20 protein-coding genes are annotated in these 19,041 nt (G+C 48.0%); 19 read left to right on the top strand and 1 reads right to left on the bottom strand.

Features of this window, described 5'->3' with window-relative positions:
- Positions 1-192: 192 nt before the first annotated feature.
- The 18 genes from hfq to ACTHSX_RS01200 all read left to right on the top strand — a co-directional run bounded on the left by hfq (position 193) and on the right by ACTHSX_RS01200 (position 16,723).
- Positions 193-489, top strand: coding sequence for an RNA chaperone Hfq (hfq, locus tag ACTHSX_RS01285; RefSeq protein ID WP_036493792.1), 297 nt, complete (start codon positions 193-195; stop codon positions 487-489).
- A 78-nt stretch (positions 490-567) separates the two neighbouring features.
- Positions 568-1,137, top strand: coding sequence for a tRNA (mnm(5)s(2)U34)-methyltransferase (locus tag ACTHSX_RS01280; RefSeq protein ID WP_049329895.1), 570 nt, complete (start codon positions 568-570; stop codon positions 1,135-1,137).
- 55 nt (positions 1,138-1,192) lie between these two features.
- Positions 1,193-1,567: a SirB2 family protein gene (locus tag ACTHSX_RS01275; protein WP_003681989.1), complete on the top strand. Its 375-nt coding sequence runs from the start codon at positions 1,193-1,195 to the stop codon at positions 1,565-1,567.
- Positions 1,568-1,582: 15 nt separating this feature from the next.
- Positions 1,583-2,071 carry a 2-amino-4-hydroxy-6-hydroxymethyldihydropteridine diphosphokinase gene (gene folK / locus ACTHSX_RS01270; protein ID WP_440376539.1) on the top strand — a complete coding sequence of 163 codons (489 nt, stop codon included), beginning with the start codon at positions 1,583-1,585 and terminating at the stop codon, positions 2,069-2,071.
- 96 nt (positions 2,072-2,167) lie between these two features.
- Positions 2,168-2,803, top strand: a complete 636-nt coding sequence (locus ACTHSX_RS01265; protein WP_049350657.1) for a deoxynucleoside kinase — start codon at positions 2,168-2,170, stop codon at positions 2,801-2,803.
- Between the two features lie 36 nt (positions 2,804-2,839).
- Positions 2,840-3,283: a peroxiredoxin gene (locus tag ACTHSX_RS01260; protein WP_003683206.1), complete on the top strand. Its 444-nt coding sequence runs from the start codon at positions 2,840-2,842 to the stop codon at positions 3,281-3,283.
- Positions 3,284-3,357: 74 nt separating this feature from the next.
- Positions 3,358-4,236, top strand: a complete 879-nt coding sequence (gene xerD / locus ACTHSX_RS01255; RefSeq protein ID WP_440376540.1) for a site-specific tyrosine recombinase XerD — start codon at positions 3,358-3,360, stop codon at positions 4,234-4,236.
- 227 nt (positions 4,237-4,463) lie between these two features.
- Positions 4,464-4,664, top strand: a complete 201-nt coding sequence (locus tag ACTHSX_RS01250; protein WP_003681978.1) for a (2Fe-2S)-binding protein — start codon at positions 4,464-4,466, stop codon at positions 4,662-4,664.
- 149 nt (positions 4,665-4,813) lie between these two features.
- Entirely contained in the window at positions 4,814-5,047 is a 234-nt protein-coding gene (locus ACTHSX_RS01245) for a glutaredoxin family protein (protein WP_070461515.1), read from the top strand.
- Positions 5,048-5,116: 69 nt separating this feature from the next.
- Complete coding sequence (scpB, locus tag ACTHSX_RS01240; RefSeq protein WP_440376541.1) at positions 5,117-5,725, top strand: SMC-Scp complex subunit ScpB; 609 nt, start codon at positions 5,117-5,119, stop codon at positions 5,723-5,725.
- A 250-nt stretch (positions 5,726-5,975) separates the two neighbouring features.
- On the top strand, positions 5,976-7,991 hold the full coding sequence (locus ACTHSX_RS01235; RefSeq protein ID WP_440376542.1) for a BCCT family transporter: 2,016 nt from the start codon (positions 5,976-5,978) through the stop codon (positions 7,989-7,991).
- Positions 7,992-8,190: 199 nt separating this feature from the next.
- The gene (gene recN, locus ACTHSX_RS01230; RefSeq protein WP_440376543.1) at positions 8,191-9,852 is read left to right on the top strand and encodes a DNA repair protein RecN; all 1,662 of its coding nucleotides are present in this window, start codon (positions 8,191-8,193) and stop codon (positions 9,850-9,852) included.
- Between the two features lie 114 nt (positions 9,853-9,966).
- Positions 9,967-10,923 carry a glutathione synthase gene (gene gshB / locus ACTHSX_RS01225; protein WP_293203684.1) on the top strand — a complete coding sequence of 319 codons (957 nt, stop codon included), beginning with the start codon at positions 9,967-9,969 and terminating at the stop codon, positions 10,921-10,923.
- Between the two features lie 68 nt (positions 10,924-10,991).
- A complete protein-coding gene (locus ACTHSX_RS01220) occupies positions 10,992-11,375 on the top strand; it encodes a diacylglycerol kinase (RefSeq protein WP_440376684.1) in 384 nt (127 codons plus the stop codon).
- Between the two features lie 131 nt (positions 11,376-11,506).
- Positions 11,507-11,986, top strand: coding sequence for a copper chaperone PCu(A)C (locus tag ACTHSX_RS01215; RefSeq protein WP_314596841.1), 480 nt, complete (start codon positions 11,507-11,509; stop codon positions 11,984-11,986).
- Positions 11,987-12,112: 126 nt separating this feature from the next.
- Positions 12,113-13,216: a tRNA 2-thiouridine(34) synthase MnmA gene (gene mnmA, locus ACTHSX_RS01210; protein WP_440376544.1), complete on the top strand. Its 1,104-nt coding sequence runs from the start codon at positions 12,113-12,115 to the stop codon at positions 13,214-13,216.
- A 92-nt stretch (positions 13,217-13,308) separates the two neighbouring features.
- Positions 13,309-14,964: an AMP-binding protein gene (locus tag ACTHSX_RS01205; RefSeq protein ID WP_440376545.1), complete on the top strand. Its 1,656-nt coding sequence runs from the start codon at positions 13,309-13,311 to the stop codon at positions 14,962-14,964.
- A gap of 124 nt (positions 14,965-15,088) precedes the next feature.
- On the top strand, positions 15,089-16,723 hold the full coding sequence (locus tag ACTHSX_RS01200) for a CTP synthase (protein WP_049348005.1): 1,635 nt from the start codon (positions 15,089-15,091) through the stop codon (positions 16,721-16,723).
- A 62-nt stretch (positions 16,724-16,785) separates the two neighbouring features.
- Here the strand turns inward: ACTHSX_RS01200 and ACTHSX_RS01195 are convergent, their stop codons facing one another.
- Positions 16,786-17,532 (bottom strand): carbonic anhydrase, encoded by a 747-nt coding sequence (locus tag ACTHSX_RS01195; protein ID WP_440376546.1) that lies wholly within the window; start codon positions 17,530-17,532, stop codon positions 16,786-16,788.
- Between the two features lie 389 nt (positions 17,533-17,921).
- Here ACTHSX_RS01195 and ACTHSX_RS01190 point away from each other — a divergent pair, with 389 nt between their 5' ends.
- Complete coding sequence (locus ACTHSX_RS01190) at positions 17,922-19,037, top strand: porin (RefSeq protein WP_440376547.1); 1,116 nt, start codon at positions 17,922-17,924, stop codon at positions 19,035-19,037.
- Positions 19,038-19,041 lie beyond the last annotated feature (4 nt).

Below are 19,041 nucleotides of genomic sequence, written 5' to 3'. Positions count from 1 at the left end.
CATCAAATTTGGATTTGGGATTGTTGTGAATATGGAAATGAAACAGTTGGTTTGTCGGGAAGTTCCCTTATTGCTGGATTTCTAAACGGTGTGATAGAAAAAAATAGTTGGTAATTTATCCTATTCGGGGCTACAATCCCATCAAACGCCGATTTTGGCGTCTTTACAATCATAATAATGGAGCTCAAGAATATGACAGCTAAAGGACAAATGTTACAAGATCCTTTTTTGAATGCGTTGCGTAAAGAGCACGTTCCGGTTTCAATCTACTTGGTAAACGGCATCAAGCTGCAAGGTCAAGTGGAATCATTCGACCAGTACGTTGTTCTGCTGCGTAATACTTCCGTCACTCAAATGGTTTACAAACACGCTATCTCAACAATCGTTCCTGCACGCGCAGTCAGCCTGCAACACGAAAACAAACAACCTCAAGCCGCTGCCGCAGCTGCTCCGGTTCAAGTTGAGACTGTGCAACAACCTGCCGAATAAATGATGTAACGCATTCCTGTTTTTCAATACCTTACCGCTTTTGCGGTAGGGTATTTTTATTTTCAGACGACCTTTATCATGCTGCTTGAAAACATTCTTCCCTTTGCCCACTCCCTGTTACGACAAGCCTTAAAAGCAGGCGGCCGCGCTTTGGATGCGACGGCCGGAAACGGGCATGATACTTTGCTGTTGGCGCAATTGGTTGGAGAAACGGGTAGGGTATGGGCGTTTGATGTGCAATCTAAAGCACTGGCGCAGACTCAAGGCCGTCTGAAAGAAAACGGCGTAGATGGCCGGGTAGCCCTGATACATGACGGCCATGAAAACCTTTTATCTTATATCGACGAGCCTTTAGATGCCGCAGTATTTAATTTCGGTTGGCTGCCGGGTGGCGATAAAAGCTGTACGACTGAGGCGGCAAGCAGCATCCGTGCGCTGACGGATACTTTGGGTTTGCTGAAAGAGGGCGGGCTTGCCGTAGCGGTATTGTATCCGGGACATGAAGCCGGCCGAATAGAGGCTGAGGCGATTGTGCAATGGGCGGAAACTTTGCCGCAGGAAGCATTTGCCGTGTTACGCTATGGCTTTGTCAACCGCCGCAATGCGCCTCCCTATCTGCTGGCGATTGAAAAGTTGCGTCAGAAATAGATGTTTGCGGTAAAATAGCTGCTTTGTTTTTCAACCTTTAACATAAGAAACTGCCATGCAATATCTGTTTGTAAAATACAGCCATCAGATTTTCGTTGCCATTACCATCCTGTTGTTCAACATCCGTTTTTTCCTGCTTTGGCGTCATCCTGAGAAGCCGTTGGCAGGCATTTGGAAAGCCATGCCGCATTTGAACGACACCATGTTGCTGTTTACCGGCTTGTGGCTGATGAAGATTACCCATTTTTCGCCGTTTAATGCGCCGTGGCTCGGCATGAAAATCCTGCTGTTGCTGGTTTATATTGTGTTGGGCATGATTATGATGCGTTCGCGTCCGCGTTCGCCGAAGTTCTATATCGTCTACGTTTTGGCCATGTCGTGTGTTGCCACGATTGTTTTCCTTGCCAAAACCAAAACGCTGCCGTTTTAAAAGAGGCCGTCTGAAATGTATCCGCATTTTGCCGTTATTGCTTTGGGCAGCAATCTTGCCAATCCTGCTGAACAGGTTCGCGCCGCTTTGGCCGAATTGGCCGCGCATCCGCATATCCGGCTCGAAAAAACATCTTCCCTGTATCTGACTGCGCCGGTCGGCTATGATGATCAGCCCGATTTTGTGAACGCGGTTTGTGCAGTGAAGACTTCATTGGACGGCGTGGCTTTGTTGGCAGAGTTAAACCGCATCGAGGCCGAATTCGGGCGCGAACGTACTTTCCGTAATGCGCCGCGTACTTTGGATTTGGATGTTATCGATTTTGACGGTATCCGCAGCGATGACACGCATCTGACTTTGCCGCATCCACGCGCGCATGAGCGCAGTTTCGTTATGTTACCGCTGGCCGAAATCCTTCCGGATTTCGAGTTGGGCGAGCATGGCCGTGCGGCTGATTTGGCTCAGGCTTTGGGCGGGCAGGGTATTCGCCTGTTGAAAGAGTAAGGGCCGTCTGAAAACGGACTAAAACAAGAAAGGGCGTGTTGGACACGCCTTTTTTGCTATAAAATATTGTTGGGAAACACATTACAAAGAGTTACTATGAATCCTCGTTATATTGTTGTCGAAGGCGCCATCGGTAGCGGCAAGACCGCTTTGAGCCGCCGCTTGGCAGAGCATTTCAGCGCGTTGCTGTTGTCGGAGAATCCGGATCACAATCCGTTTCTCATGAAGTTTTACAGCAATGTTTCCAATAATGGCTTGGCTGCCGAGCTTTTCTTCCTGACGCGCCGCGCTGAAAGCGTGAATATTATTGAAGAACAATGCGCGCAAGGCGGAATGGTTGTAGCTGATTTTTTGCCGGAAAAAGACCGTATTTTTACGCCTATCGTTTTGAATGATGACGAGCAGCAGCTTTTTGCTGATATGAAGCAACGTATTCTGCCGCAATACGCAGAGCCCGATGTGGTGATTTATCTGCAAACCGCCGTCGAAAACAACCGCAAACGCCTGCAAAAACGTCACGAAGGCATTATCAGCTTGTTCCCCGAAGGCTATTTGGGACGGGTGCATGACGAATACAGCCATTTCTTCCATTTGTATCAAAGCGCGCCTTTGCTGACAGTCAATGCCGATGAGTTGGATTTGGCCGGCAATGACGACCACTTCCAGCTTTTGTTGCGCGCATTGGAAGATTTTCAAGGTACGCGCAGTTATTTGAATTTAAGCGAAAAATAAACGCAGGCTAGGTTTAGGCCGTCTGAAAGGAATAATATGTCAAAATATCAATTCACACTCCCATCTTCTTCCGGCAGCGATTTTAACTCCGCCGAACATTTGCCGTTGGTTGTCTATTTTTATCCTAAAGACAGCACGCCCGGCTGTACCACCGAAGGCTTGGATTTCAATGCCCGATTGGAGCAATTCAAAGCATTGGGCTATACCGTTGTCGGTATTTCGCGTGACGGTGTCAAATCGCATCAGAATTTCTGCGCCAAACAAGGCTTCCAGTTTGAGTTATTGAGCGACAAAGAAGAAACCGTCTGCAAACTGTTTGACGTGATTAAGCTGAAAAAGCTTTACGGCAAAGAATCTCTCGGTATCGAGCGCAGCACCTTTGTGTTGGACGAAAACGGCGAAATCGCCCATGAATGGCGCAAAGTCAAAGTGGCCGGACACGCGCAGGAAGTGTTGGATACAATTTCTCAAGCCTCTTAATAGGCTTTGAAAACCTAAGGCCGTCTGAACGGATGTAAAGTCATGCCGTTCAGACGGCCTTTCAATACAGTTTGATGAATATGGACGATTTAATAGACAAGCTGCTTGAATCCCTTTGGTTGCAAGACAGGCTCAGCCACAATACGCTGCAAAGTTACCGCCGTGATTTGGTCAAAGTCGCAGCGCGGTTGGCCGAGGGCGGGCAGGATTGGTTGAGTGCCGATGAGTTTGCCCTGTCTGATGCCGTATATGCGGAGGGAGAAAAAAGCACGTCCCAAGCGCGGGCATTGTCGGCTTGCAAGCGTATGTACGGCTGGTTGGAAGAAACGGGCCAAAGAGCAGACAATCCCACCCGTTTTCTCAAGGCGCCGAAATCGGAACGCAAACTGCCCACGCTGATTACCGAAGCCCAAATCGACGCATTGCTGGCTGCACCGGATGTGGAAACGCCGCACGGACTGCGTGACAAAGCCTTGCTTGAAGTCATGTATGCAACAGGCTTGCGCGTGACCGAAGCCGTTAAATTGACGCTCAGCGATATCGATTTACATCGCGGCAGTATCCGCACCATAGGCAAGGGCGACAAATTGCGCCTGGTTCCGCTGGGACAGGAAGCGGCATATTGGGTGGAGCGCTATTGCAACGAATCGCGTCCGTTGTTGCTGAAAAACAAAATCTGTGACGAAGTGTTTGTCAGCCAGAAACGCAGCGGCATCAGCCGTCAGCTTGCATGGATGATAGTCAAAGAATATGCCGAAGCGGCTGGTATTGTTTCGCTCAGCCCGCACGGCTTGCGCCATGCTTTTGCCACGCATTTGGTCAATCACGGCGTCGATTTGCGTTCAGTCCAGATGATGTTGGGACATTCCGATATCAATACCACGCAGATTTATACCCATGTTGCCAATATCCGTTTGAAAAACATGGTCGATGAACACCATTCCCGTTCATAAATAAAGGCGGCATCTCGAAGATGCCGCTTTTTGTTATTGAGGCCCTCTGAAAGGTTATCAAACTTTAAAATTATAAAATATCAATCAAAATATAAAATTTCATAGAAAAATTTCAAAGCAAAAGGGCTGTGCCAATATTGCAATGCAAACCGTTTTTATTTATATTTACGTTCAAGAATAAATCCTACTCTCAATTACAGAGGGTAACAAAATAATTGGAGCACATCATGTTCGTATGCATCTGCAATGCCATTACTGACCACGACATCAAAGAGACCATCGCCGCCGGTGCAACCACCATGAGCGATTTGCAGGCTCAATTAGGCGTGGCGACTTGTTGCGGTTGCTGCGGTGAATTGGCTGCATCGTTTTTAACTGCAAGCAGTGCCCAAAATACTGTGACTGCCGGTATCAACGTTCAGTCTTAATTTTAGAATACACATAAAGGCCGTCTGAAGGCGTGACAGAAATCCTTGATTTCGTTTCGCGCATGTTCAGACGGCCTTTGTCATGCCTGTATGGTTTGGAAGCATTTTGCTATACAATGGCCGCTTTTGTCCCTCCGAGAGTAACCTCCATGAAACTGACCTTGATGTTTCGGGAATATTGCAGCCTGTGCCACAAAATGCGCGAACAATTAAAGCCTTATCAGGAGCAGTTTGGATTTGAGCTGGATATTGTCGATGTTGATGCCGATCCGGTTTTAGAAGAAAAGTACAATGAGCTGGTGCCTGTTTTGCTGGATGGCGATACCGAAATCTGCCATTGGTTTTTGGACGAAGAAAAACTGAAAGCGCATTTGAGCGCGTAACAAATCATTGACCATATTGTCTTTCAGACGGCCTTTGGCTGTTTATGCCGTCTGAACATTGATTTTATTATGACTGAAAAACTTTCTCCCGATGCGCTGATTGAAGCGGCGCTGTTGACGCAAGTCGAACCCTTAAACGAAAAAGCCATGCGCGAATTGTGCGTGCCGCCGTTGTCGCAAGACAAGTTGATTGATGTGTTGGCGCAACTGAAGGCCCGTTGGCAGGGTAGGGCTTTGCAACTGGTGCATACCCATGAGGGTTGGCGCTTCCAAATCGCCCAAACCGCATTTGAACGACTGGGCAGCCTGCAAGAGCAGCGCGCGCCGCGTTATTCTCGCGCCGTAATGGAAACGCTGGCGATTATTGCCTATCAGCAACCGGTAACGCGTGGCGATATCGAAGGCATACGCGGCGTGGCGGTGTCGCAAAATGTAATGCAAACCTTGCAGGATAGGGGCTGGATTGAAGTCATCGGCCACCGTGATTCTGTCGGCCGTCCGGCTTTGTGGGCGACAACGGCAACATTCTTAAGTGATTTGCGGTTGGAAAGTTTGGAAGAATTGCCGCCGCTGACTGAATTGGGCGAGCTGGTGTTGCCTGATTTGATGGAAACGCCGCCGACAGGCGATGAGGAGGCTGAAGAAGCAGTAGAATCAGGAAGCAGACTGATTAACTGATTTGAATGTAAAGGCCGTCTGAAACAATCGTGTTTCAGACGGCCTTTATTGTTGTATAACATCATAATTTTAAATATAATTTTCATCTATTTTGATAACTTATTGATTTTGTGATATAATTTAAAAATTATTAGAATAAATATCTCTCATTCTGTAATAGTTTGAGAAGGCATACGGAAACGTTTCCCTCTTTATCAATCGGCAGCCCGTTTGTTCTTCAAATATGCGCTGTATCAACTACGGAACCGATATGAAATTCAAACAATTCATTCAAAACAAATCTTCTTTCAACCCAAGCGTGGTCGGTATTACGCTTTTCTTCGTCCTTTTGCTTTTGTCAGCTGCTTTGGTTTGGCCTCAAAATACTGAGGCTTTGTTAAATGCCATGAAGCAGTTTATCTTTCAAAATGTCAGCTGGTTTTATATTCTGACTTTCTCTGTATTCCTTATTTTCTTATTGGCGCTTCCCATCAGCAGCTTCGGCAGTATCAGGCTGGGTACAAACGAGGACGAACCTGAGTTTTCGTTTTTATCATGGCTGGCCATGCTGTTTGCAGCCGGTATGGGCGTGGGCTTGATGTTTTTCGGGGTGGCCGAGCCTTTATCGCATTTCTCTTCCCCGATTGCCAAAGGCAATGCGCAAGAGGCGATTCTGCATACGGTGTTCCACTGGGGGATTCATGCCTGGGCAATCTACGGAATCATTGCGCTTGCCTTGGCGTATTTCGGTTTCCGCTATAAATTGCCGCTGGCGTTGCGCTCCTGCTTTTATCCGATTTTAAAAGACAAAATCAACGGCAAAATGGGCGATGCCATCGATGTGATGGCTTTGATTGCGACTTTGTTCGGTATTATCACAACCTTGGGATTTGGCGCGGCACAAATGGGTTCCGGTTTGTTGAAGATGGGCTGGGTGCAGGACAACAGCTATGTCTTGCAGGTCGGCATTATCGTTGTTGTGATGGCGATTGCCATATTTTCCGCGACTTCGGGTGTGGGAAAGGGCGTCAAAATTTTGAGTGAAACCAACTTGGTATTGGCACTGGCTTTGATGCTGTTTGTCTTGCTGAGCATGCCGACGACGTATTTGATTTTTGCATTCAGCGACAATTTGGGCACTTATTTGAGCAACTTCGTTTCGTTCAGCTTCAAGTCATATACCTACGAGCCTGAGCATACAAAATGGTTTACCGGCTGGACGGTGCTGTATTGGGCTTGGTGGTGTTCGTGGTCGCCTTTTGTCGGTTTGTTCATTGCCCGAATTTCGCGAGGCAGAACCATCCGCGAATTTATTTTTGGCGTATTGGCAGTGCCTAGCCTGATGAGTATTTTGTGGTTTACCGTATTTGGTAATTCGGCCTTGTGGCTGGACACGCATGTGGCAAACGGCGCCTTGTCTGCCTTGACTAACGAGCCTGAAAAACTGTTGTTTGCCTTTTTGAATTATTTGCCGTGGCCGGTTGTCAGCAGCTTGGTAGCATTGCTGGTGATTTCGCTGTTTTTTATCACTTCTGCCGACTCGGGCATTTATGTGCTGAACAATATTGCTTCGCGCGATAAAGGGCTGGCTTCGCCCAAGTGGCAATCGGTTATGTGGGGCGTGTTGATTTCGGCTGTGGCTATTGTGTTGCTGGGCGCCGGCGGTTTGCCTATCTTGCAAACCATGACCCTGATTGCGTCTCTGCCGTTTGCGGTGTTGATGATTTTTATGATGGTTTCTTTGTGGAAAGCCCTGAACAACGATGCCAACTATTTTGCAACCGCCGTCAATCCGAGCAGTATTTTCTGGTCGGGCGATCATTGGAGGGAACGCCTTGGCCAAATGATGAATCAGACGCAGGAAGTCGATATCATCAAATTTATGAAAAATACGGCGCTTCCGGCAATGCAGGAATTGAAAAACGAATTGACCGAAAAATACAATATGGACGTAGAAATCCGTTGCCTGTTGCAACAGGATGAGCCGTCGGTGGAGCTGGTGGTGCATAAAGGGACGGTAAGGGATTTTGTCTATGGGATTAAATCCGTAAAGCGGGAAATTACCGACCAGTTGATTCGTGAAGACAGCCTGCCTCATTTCAAATATGCAGCAACGTTCATACCGTTGACGTATTTTTCGGATGGGCGCGATGGATACGATGTGCAATATATGACGCAAAAAGAATTGATTGCCGATATGCTCAAGCAGTATGAGCGTTATCTGAACCTGCTTGCCGGAGTGGGGCAGGAATTGATGGGGCATGAACAAGTAGAGCTGGCAGAGTAAAGCAAATTTAGGCCGTCTGAAAATGTAGCAATATTCAGACGGCCTTTTTATTGTCTGCTTAAAAAATAATTTGTTTAAAATAAATATCTTAGATAAATTATAAGAAAAATCTAATTTAAACTATAAAAAATCTTAGTTATAATCAGTTTATCTAAAGCTATTCCGCATGGGTGCGGGTAATTTACTAAGGAATACTGCAATGCTGTTGGCACTTTCTTTGCGTGATTTTGTCATTGTTGAAAACCTGAATCTTGATTTTCAAAACGGCTTTACCGTATTGACGGGCGAGACCGGCGCAGGCAAATCGATTACTCTGGATGCGATTGGCCTGTTGTTGGGCGATAAGGCCGATTACAGCCAAGTGCGCAGCGGCGCCAAAGAAGCGCAGTTGTCGGCTTTGTTCGACATCAGCGGTTTGCCCGAACTGAAAGCGCAGCTGCAGGAGCAAGGCCTTTTGGAAGAAGATGCCGAAGAGCTCAGCATCCGCCGTATTATCGATGCCAAGGGTAAAAGCCGCAGTTATATCAATAATCAGGCTGCAACATTGGCGCAGCTGAAAGCCATCGGCGAGCAGTTAATCGATATTCACGGCCAAAATGCCCATCATTCGCTAAATCAAGAGTCTGCGCAACGCGAGTTGTTGGATGCATTTGCCGGCAGCAAAGAGCAGGCAGAAACGGTCAAACAACTTTATCAAAATTGGGTCAATGCAAAAAAAGCCCTGCAAGAAGCACAAGAGCAGGCAGAAACCATGGCCATCGAGCGCGAGCGTTTGGAATGGCAGTTTAATGAATTGAACCAATTGGAACTCAAACCGAACGAATGGGAAACCTTAAGCCAAAGCCACGACAGCCTGGCGCATTCGGCCGAATTGCTGCAAACCGCCGAGCAGGTGGGCGACAGCATAGACGGAGACAACGGCATCCAACGTCAAATCTACCAATGCCAAAAACTGCTGGGCAATCTGCAAAACATTGAGCCGCGCTTTGCCGAGAGCCTGAATATGTTGGCAAGTATTGAAGCCGAGTTGGGTGAAATCAGTGCCAATATGCGCGATGTAGCCGGTCGCAGCGATATCGATCCTAATGAATTGGCCGCACAAGAAAGCCGTATGGGCGAATTGATGAGTATGGCGCGCAAATACCGCATTGAGCCGGAAGAGTTGCCGCAAAAGTTGGCAGAAATCGATGAGCGCCTGCAAAACCTGCAAGCGGCTGCCGATTTGGAAGCCTTGGAAAATACAGTCGCACGCAATCTTGCCGAATACCATGAAGCTGCGCATATTCTCTCCGCCATGCGTCATCAGGCAGCCGGTCGTTTGGGCGAAGAGACCACCGAGCATATGCAGCATTTGGCCATGAAAGGCGCACGTTTTGACATCGTCTTGTTGCCGTCTTCGCCGACAGCACATGGGCTGGAACAAGTGCAATTCCAAGTGGCGGCGAATAAAGGTAATCCGTCCCGTCCTTTGAATAAAGTGGCTTCCGGCGGCGAATTGGCGCGTATCAGCTTGGCTTTGCAAGTGGTTGCCAGCCAATACACGCAAGTGCCGACATTAATTTTCGACGAAGTGGATACCGGTATTGGTGGCGGCGTTGCTGAAATGGTCGGTAAAGCTTTGCGTGCCTTAGGTAAAAAACATCAAGTCCTGGCGGTAACCCATCTTCCTCAAGTCGCCTCTTGCGGTGAAAACCATTGGCAGGTTCGCAAGCATAGTGAAGGCGAACAAACCGTCAGCGAAATCAGCGTCTTGAACCATCATCAGCGTATTGAGGAAATCGCGCGTATGCTGGGCGGTGAAATCATTACCGATATCACACGCAGCCATGCCGCCGAACTCTTGCATTTGGCAGCCGCCTAAAAGCCTCAAGGCCGTCTGAAAATAGGATTCAGACGGCCTTTTCTATATTGTGCCACCTTTCAGGCAGGCAGAATACAAGGTATGATTATATCGTCTGTTTACAAGGAAATTTTGATGAAAGTCCTGTTTATCGCCGATCCGATGGCAAGTTTTAAAACCTATAAAGACACTACTTACGCCATGATGCGTGAAATGGCAAAGCGCGGTTGGCAGCTTTTTCATACCTTGAGCGGAGAATTGTCCGTCCGTGAAGGCTTGGTAGTGGCTCAGGCCGCGGCATTTGAGTTTGTCGGCGCGAAGAATGATGACGATCATGAATGGTTTAAAGCAGAGGCAAAAGTTCAGACGGCCTTAAAAGATTTCGATGCGGTCATTATGCGCACTGATCCGCCGTTTGATATGCAATATCTGTACGCGACCCAGTTTTTGACGTTGGCAGAGCAGCAGGGTGCAAAAGTATTTAACAGCGGACAAGCAATGCGTGATTTCAATGAGAAATTGGCGATTTTGAACTTCAGCCAGTTTACCGCGCCGACTTTGGTTACCACACGTTCCGCCGATGTCCGTGCCTTTTTGAAAGAACACGGCGACATCATCATCAAACCGTTGGACGGCATGGGTGGTATGGGCATTTTCCGTCTGACCGAATCCGACCCCAATATCGGCAGTATCCTTGAAACCCTGATGCAGCTTGATTCACGCACCATCATGGCGCAACGTTATATTCCTGAAATCGTACATGGCGACAAGCGCATTCTGATTATCGGCGGGGAAGTTGTTCCGTATGCTTTGGCGCGTATTCCGCAAAACGGCGAAACGCGCGGCAACTTGGCTGCCGGCGGCCGCGGTGTGGCGCAGGAGTTGAGCGAGCGCGACCGTGAGATTGCAGAAACCCTTGCGCCTGAATTGAAGCGTCGCGGTATTTTGCTTGCCGGTTTGGATGTCATCGGCAGCAATCTAACCGAAGTTAACGTAACCAGCCCGACCGGCTTCCAAGAAATCATGAAGCAAAAAGATTTCGACGTTGCCGCCATGTTCGCAGATGCCGTGGCATCTTGGGCAAAACAATAAATCCAAAGGCCGTCTGAAAATTGATCCGAGCGTTTCTTCTCAGACGGCCTTTTTATGTTGAGAATATGATGAAACCATCTTCCTATGCATCTGAAAAAAAAGGAAAAAACGGTATCAAGCGCATCATCAATGCGTTTGGTTATTCCAAAGACGGGCTGGCTGCCGCGTACCGTTATGAAAGCGCATTTCGCCAAGTTTTTTGGTTGAACCTGATTTTAATTGTCTTGGCTTTGTTCCTTGATTTCGGCTCGGTCACCAAAATGGTGCTTGTTGTCGCATCGTTTATTTCACTGATTACCGAATTGTTTAATACCGCCATCGAAGCAGCCGTTGACCATACCTCTACTGAAAAACACGAGCTGGCCAAGCGTGCCAAAGATGCCGGTTCGGCCGCGCAACTGATGGCTTTGTTAATGTTATTTATTGTTTGGATTATTGCATTAACTGCTTAGAAATGTGGTAATATGGTAATTCATTAGGATTAGATAGTATTAGTTAATCTATATCAAAGTTTTCAGACGGCCTTCGGTTGTAAGATGAAAGCCGTATATCCCAGCCATGTGGCAAACATAAGGAGCAAAACATGAAAAAATTAATGGCAACCCTGATTCTGGCAGGCTTGGCAACTTCCGTATCTGCAGCCGGTATCCATATTGAAGACGGTTGGGCCCGTGCTACCGTTGAAGGTATGAAAATGGGTGGCGCATTCATGAAAATCCAAAACGATGAAGCCAAACAAGACTTCTTGGTAGGCGGCAGCAGCCCTGTTGCCGAACGTGTTGAAGTACACACTCACGTGAACGACAACGGCGTTATGCGTATGCGCGAAGTTAAAGGCGGCGTGCCTTTGGCTGCAAAAGGCGTAACCGAGCTGAAACCAGGTAGCTACCACGTGATGTTCATGGGTCTGAAAAAACCGCTGAAAGAAGGCGAAAAAGTACCTGTAACCCTGAAATTCAAAAACGCGAAACCTCAAACTGTCGAGCTGGAAGTGAAAACTGCACCGCAATCCGGCATGGATCACGGTCACGGCCATGGTCACGGTGGCGCGCATCAGCACTAATTGCTTGAATTTGCATATAAAGGCCGTCTGAAAGTCATTGGGCTTTCAGACGGCCTTTTCTGTCGTTAAATCAAAATGTGCTAAAATCATGCTTTAAGAAATGCATTTGAAACCCACATTCCCCTCATGAATACTACCAACACACCAACAAACATCATCGTCGGCCTTTCCGGCGGCGTCGATTCATCCGTTACCGCAGCCCTGCTCAAACAGCAAGGCCATCAAATCAGCGGCGTATTCATGCAGAACTGGGAAGATGACGACAACGACGAATATTGCAGCATCAAACAAGACTCCTTTGATGCCATTGCCGTTGCCGATATCATCGGAATCGATATCGACATCGTCAATTTTGCCGCGCAATATAAAGACAATGTATTTGCCTATTTCCTCAAAGAATACAGCGCAGGCCGCACGCCGAATCCGGATGTCTTGTGCAATGCCGAAATCAAATTCAAATGCTTTTTGGACTACGCCATCGAGCAGGGTGCCGATACCATTGCCACCGGACACTATGCCCGCAAAGAAGTTCGCAACGGCGTGCATTACCTGCTCAAAGGCTTGGATCAAAATAAAGACCAAAGCTATTTCCTGTACCGTCTCAAGCCTTTCCAACTCGAGCGCTCGATTTTCCCATTGGGCGAGTTGGAGAAGCCTGAAGTCCGCCGTCTTGCCGAAGAATTCAAATTACCAACCGCAACCAAAAAAGACAGTACCGGCATCTGCTTTATCGGCGAGCGCCCGTTCCGCGAGTTTTTGCAAAAATACCTGCCGACCAATAATGGCAAAATGGTGACCCCTGAAAGCAAAGTAGTTGGCGAACACGTCGGCTTGATGTTTTACACGCTGGGCCAACGTAAAGGCTTGGGCATCGGCGGCGCAGGCGAGCCGTGGTTTGTTGCGGCCAAGGATTTGACCAAAAACGAACTGATTGTCGTACAAGGCCATGACCATCCTTTGCTTTATACGCAAAGCCTGGTTATGAACGATTTGAGTTTCACATTGCCCGAACGCCCGAAAGAAGGCCGCTATACCTGCAAAACGCGCTACCGTATGGCTGACGCGCCTTGTACGTTGCGTTACTTGGATGATGAAACCATCGAGCTTGTCTTTGATGAGCTGCAATGGGCGGTAACGCCCGGCCAATCTGCGGTACTGTACGACGGCGATGTGTGCTTGGGCGGCGGCATCATCATGTCCACCGACAAGCCTGTCATTATTACTGCTTAACACAAGGGCCGTCTGAAAACGAAGCGGCGGATTAAATCAAGCCTTTCAGACGGCCTCCATTCTAAAAACGACTAAAACAAAGACTGATCAACATGGAAAAACTCTGGCTCAAAAGCTACGAACAAGGCGTCAATGCCGAAATCGACATCACACAATACAGCTCCATCAGCGACGTATTCCGTCAAAGCGTCGAAAAATTCGCGGACAAACCGGCTTTTCAAAACATGGGCAAAACGCTGACTTATGCTGAAGTGGGCAAGTTGGCGACCGATTTTGCATCTTATCTGCAAAACGTATTGAAACTGCCGCGCGGTGAGCGCGTGGCAATTATGATGCCGAACGTTTTGCAGTATCCGATTGCGCTTTTCGGTATTTTGCAGGCTGGTTTGGTGGCAGTGAATACCAATCCGCTTTATACGCCGCGCGAATTGGAGCATCAGTTGAAAGACAGCGGCGCTACCACGATTGTCGTGCTGGAAAACTTTGCCAATACGCTGGAGCTGGTGTTGCCGCGTACGCAAATCAAACATGTAATTGTCGCGTCGGTCGGCGAGATGTTCGGCATGATTAAAGGCGCGTTGATGAACTTCATCATCCGCAAAGTGAAAAAAATGGTGCCGGAATACCGCATTCCCAATACCGTGACTTTTCAGACGGCATTGAAGCAAGGTGCAGCAAATACGTTCAAACCAGTCGAGTTGACACGCGATGACACAGCCTTGCTGCAATATACAGGCGGCACGACCGGTTTGGCGAAAGGCGCTGTCCTCAGTCACGGCAATATCTGCGCCAATATGTTGCAGGCAAAAGAATGGATTAGAAACAGCCTGCGCGAAGGCGAAGAAACGGTTATTGCCGCGTTGCCGCTTTATCATATCTTTGCCTTGACGGTAAACCTGATGATTTTTGCGAATACCGGTTCCAAAATCATCTTGATTACCAACCCGCGCGACATGAAGAGGTTTATCGGCGAATTGAAAAAAGAGCCGATCAGCGTGTTCATCGGTGTGAATACCCTGTTTAATGCGATGGTCAACCGCCCGGATTTTGCCGAAGTCGATTTTTCCCGTTTGAAGCTGACTTTGGGCGGCGGTATGGCAACGCAAAAAGCCGTGGCGGAAAAATGGAAAAAAATCACCGGTACGCCGATTGTGGAAGCTTACGGTTTGACCGAAGCCAGCCCGGGCGTATGTTGCAATCCTTTGAATATCGAGGCTTACAGCGGCGGTATCGGTTTGCCGGTTCCTTCGACCGAAGTCGAATTACGCGATGCGGACGGTAAAGAAGTGCCTATCGGACAGCCGGGCGAATTGTGGGTGCGCGGCCCGCAAGTGATGAAAGGCTATTGGAACCGTCCGGAAGAAACTGCCAAAGCAATCGATGCACGCGGCTTTTTGGAGACCGGCGACATTGCTGTAATGGATGAAAAAGGCTGGTTGAAGCTGGTTGACCGCAAAAAAGATTTGATTGTGGTATCCGGTTTCAATGTGTATCCGAACGAAATCGAAGAAGTGGTTGCCGGCAATGACAAAGTCTTGGAAGTCGCCTGTATCGGCGTGAAAAGTGAGAAAACCGGCGAAGCGATTAAAGTCTTCGTTGTGTGCAAAGACCCGTCTTTAACTAAGGAAGAGTTGATCGATTTCTGCCGCAAAGAACTGACGGCTTATAAAGTGCCGAAAGACATCGAATTCCGCGACGAGTTGCCAAAATCCAACGTTGGCAAAATCCTGCGCCGCGAGCTTCGCTGATACATAAAATCAGTATGATAAGGCCGTCTGAAAACACTATTTTCAGACGGCCTGAAGCTTTCGCCGTTTGCCAGAATATGCTGCTTCAAGTTAAAATCACACATTCCAACATGGGTATCACATCATGACTAAATTTATTTTCGTAACCGGCGGCGTTGTATCTTCTTTGGGTAAAGGTATCGCCGCCGCTTCTATTGCTACTATTCTCGAGTCGCGTGGCTTGAACGTGACCATGCTTAAGCTCGACCCGTATATCAACGTTGACCCGGGTACCATGAGCCCGTTTCAACACGGCGAAGTATTCGTGACCGATGACGGCGCGGAAACCGACCTCGACCTCGGTCACTATGAGCGTTTCATCAACGCCACCATGACCCGCCGCAACAGCTTCAGTACCGGTCAAGTCTATGAAAACGTGATTGCCAAAGAGCGCCGCGGCGACTATTTGGGCGGTACCGTACAAGTGATTCCGCATATTACCGATGAAATCAAACGCCGTATCCATGAGGGCGCAGCCGGTTATGATGTGGCGATTGTCGAAATCGGCGGTACAGTCGGCGATATCGAATCGTTGCCATTCTTGGAAGCCATCCGCCAAATGCGCAGCCAGCTCGGCCGCAACAATACATTGTTTGCCCATCTGAGCTATGTTCCTTACATTGCCGCTGCAGGCGAAATCAAAACCAAACCGACCCAGCATACCGTTAAAGAAATGTTGAGCATCGGTTTGCAACCGGACATCCTGATCTGCCGTATGGACAGAGAAATGCCTGCGGACGAGCGCCGTAAGATTGCATTGTTCTGTAACGTTGAAGAACGCGCCATCGTGGGCAGCTACGATGTGGACAGCATTTACGAATGCCCGGAAATGCTGCACAACCAAGGTATCGATAGCATCATTACCGAGCAGCTCCAACTGAATGTCAAACAAGCTGATTTGACCGAATGGAAGAAAATCGTTCACGCGATTCAAAATCCGAAACACACCGTCAAAATCGCGATGGTCGGCAAATACGTTGATTTGACCGAGTCCTACAAATCGCTGATCGAAGCCCTGAAACACGCCGGTATTCATACTGAAACCGACGTACAAATTACCTTTGTTGACAGCGAAAGCATCGAGAAGAGCAATGGCGACGTTTCCATGCTCAAAGACATGGACGCGATTTTGGTGCCGGGCGGTTTCGGTTCACGCGGCGTAGAAGGCAAAATTGCCGCCGTACGCTATGCGCGTGAAAACAACGTACCATACTTGGGCATCTGCCTGGGCATGCAAATTGCCCTGATTGAGTACGCCCGCGACGTGGCAGGCTTGAAAGGTGCGAACTCTACCGAGTTTGACTTGAAATGCGCCGCGCCGGTCGTTGCCCTGATTGATGAATGGCAAACTGCAGACGGCAGCGTCGAAACCCGTGACGAGTCTGCCGATTTGGGCGGCACCATGCGTCTGGGTGCGCAAGAAGTTGACCTCAAACCGGGCAGCCTTGCTGCAAAAATCTACGGCAGCGAACATATCCGCGAACGCCATCGCCACCGCTACGAGGTCAACAACAATTATGTTCCTCAGTTGGAAAAAGCCGGTTTGGTCATCGGCGGCGTATCCGCAGGCCGAGAGCGTTTGGTTGAAACCATCGAATTGCCGAATCATCCTTGGTTCTTCGCGTGTCAGTTCCATCCGGAATTTACTTCCAATCCGCGCAAAGGCCATCCTTTGTTCAGCGCGTTTGTGAAAGCCGCGTTGGGTAACAAAAAAGCCTGATTGATGTGATTGAAAAAGCACCCGTTTCCGGGTGCTTTTTTGTTTTCAGACGGCCTTAGAAGTTATTTGTCTTCATTGACTTCGCGGTCGTTTAAAGGTTGTACGGGACGGTTGTTTTCGCCGCCGATAATGTCGCGCATAGCTTTAAACTGCGCCGCATTTGCCTGAACCGGAGTTTTTAAGACAACCCAAGTAACGTTTTCGCTGCAAGGCGGCGTTGTCAGCGAGCCTTTCAGTTGGAAGGACTTGCTATCTTTAGGCAGCAGGGCTTGGATATTCAAGTTTTTCAACGTTACGGATTCGCCTGCTTTCAGTTTTTTGGCTGTGAGTGCGGATAAGGCAGGATTGTTTTTGCCCGGTTTAAATACAGAGCCGATTACTGCCAAAGTACCGTCTTCGGCTTGATGGACGAAATGCGCTTCCATTGGGAAATGTTTGCCTTTGAAAGTATGTTCGCTCGGCGTATGGAAGTGGAATTGTTTGAAGGTATAGGTTTTACCGTTGATCACGATGGTTTGAGCCTTGCCTTGCGGTGTGGCTTGAAGGGTATGGCCGTTATTTTCTACTTTGTAATCGGCAACGTTGTAACGGTATGCCAGTTGTTTGCCTTTTACTGCTTTTGTTGTGGAGAAGTCTACTGGAGATTGCTGTTTGCCTGTTTTGCAGACAGCAAAGTCTTCACTCAAATCGCCCCAGTGTGCAGCATCGTTTTCACCTGTGTAAGACCAATGTGCATGATGGGTTTCGGCGGATACCGTTGCAGTAGAGACAGCCATTAGCAAAGATAAAAAGAGATGTTTGTTCAACATAAGGGCTCCTGTTTATTTATATTAGGTAAAAAAGAAATATTTATACCAAATAAATTATTGATATAAAAAAGCTTATTCAAAAGAAGAAAGTTAATGATAGTGGCAATTTGGGAATATTAGGTTGATATATGGCAAACATTTATCAAGCAATCATTTTTGATTAAATGATTACAATAATAGGGATGATTGTCCTTGCCATGACTTTGAATGGGAGAGGCCGTCTGAAATTTTTTTCAGACGGCCTATTTTATTTGAAAATGTTGTAAAAAGTCTAAACTCTAATGAATAAAAGTGTCTATCAAAATGAAAGTAGTTGTTTGTATCGTTGGAAAACATTAATATTGCTAAACGTGTTTTCACGAGATTTTAACTTTGTTTTGGAGAGAATAATGAAAAAATCGATTATCGCTTTGGTTATTGCTGGTTTGCCGCTGGCTGCCTCTGCAGAAGTGATTCTGTATGGTCAAATCAAAAGCAGCGTGACCGTTGGTCAAGTAAAAATCAAAGGTGACGCAGGTTCTGAAACCAGCTCTACCGCAACCAGCATCAATGACAATACCTCCCGTATCGGTTTTAAAGGTAGCGAGAACTTGGGCGGCGATTTGAAAGCCATCTGGCAAGTTGAACAAAAAACGGCCATTACCGGCGGTTCACAAGGTTTTGCCACTCGTGATTCCTTCATCGGTTTGCAAGGTAAATTCGGTAAGGTCCGTGCCGGTAAACTCAGCAATATGCTGAATGAAATGGATACCATCGATCCATGGATGTACAAAACCAATGCCGCAGGCTTGGGTATCTTTACCCGTACCGGCAACCGCAATGCTGCTGTACGCTACGACAGCCCGGATTTTGGCGGATTCAAATTCAACGTGTCTTACGCACCTCGCGACAACCGCAATCCTTCAGATAAATACACGCACACCCAAGCGGCTAAGGACCAATACACCGGCGGCGTGAGCTTCTCTAAAAACGGCTTTACTGCCAATGCGGCTTACGGCCACTATAACGGCGCGTACACCGACAATTCTGGCAAAGTCAAAGCGGCACAAATCGCCAAAGTTGAAACTTATTACGACAAAGACAATCTCTTTGTCGGCGGCGGCGTACACTATGCCAAAGGTCATGAGACAGCCAATGAATATTTAGGCTATTTCACCGATGGTTTTAATGAGTACAAGGGTAGTGACATCACTGCCGATTCAGGCAAATCTGAAGCCGTGAAAGTGGTTGATGCAGCGGTAACTGTCGGTTACAAATTGGGTAATGTCACCCCACGCATTACTTACGCACACGGCTGGCCTGCTAAGGGCGTGAACAGCGGCGAGAAATTGGTGGATAAATTCAACCAAGTCGTTGTCGGCGGCCAATACACTTTCAGTAAACGCACAGGCGTAGTTGCCCAACTGGCGTATCTGAAAGTCGGCAACAGAACCCGCCTGACTGCTGCCAATAAAGGCGGCATTGAACAAAAAGCTGCTTCTGTGGGCCTGTATCACAAATTCTAAGCCT

This window comes from Neisseria sp. P0014.S002, assembly GCF_051958295.1.
Lineage (GTDB): Bacteria > Pseudomonadota > Gammaproteobacteria > Burkholderiales > Neisseriaceae > Neisseria > Neisseria flavescens_B.
Note: the sequence above shows the minus strand (reverse complement) of the source record. Positions and strands in the feature narration are given on the sequence as shown.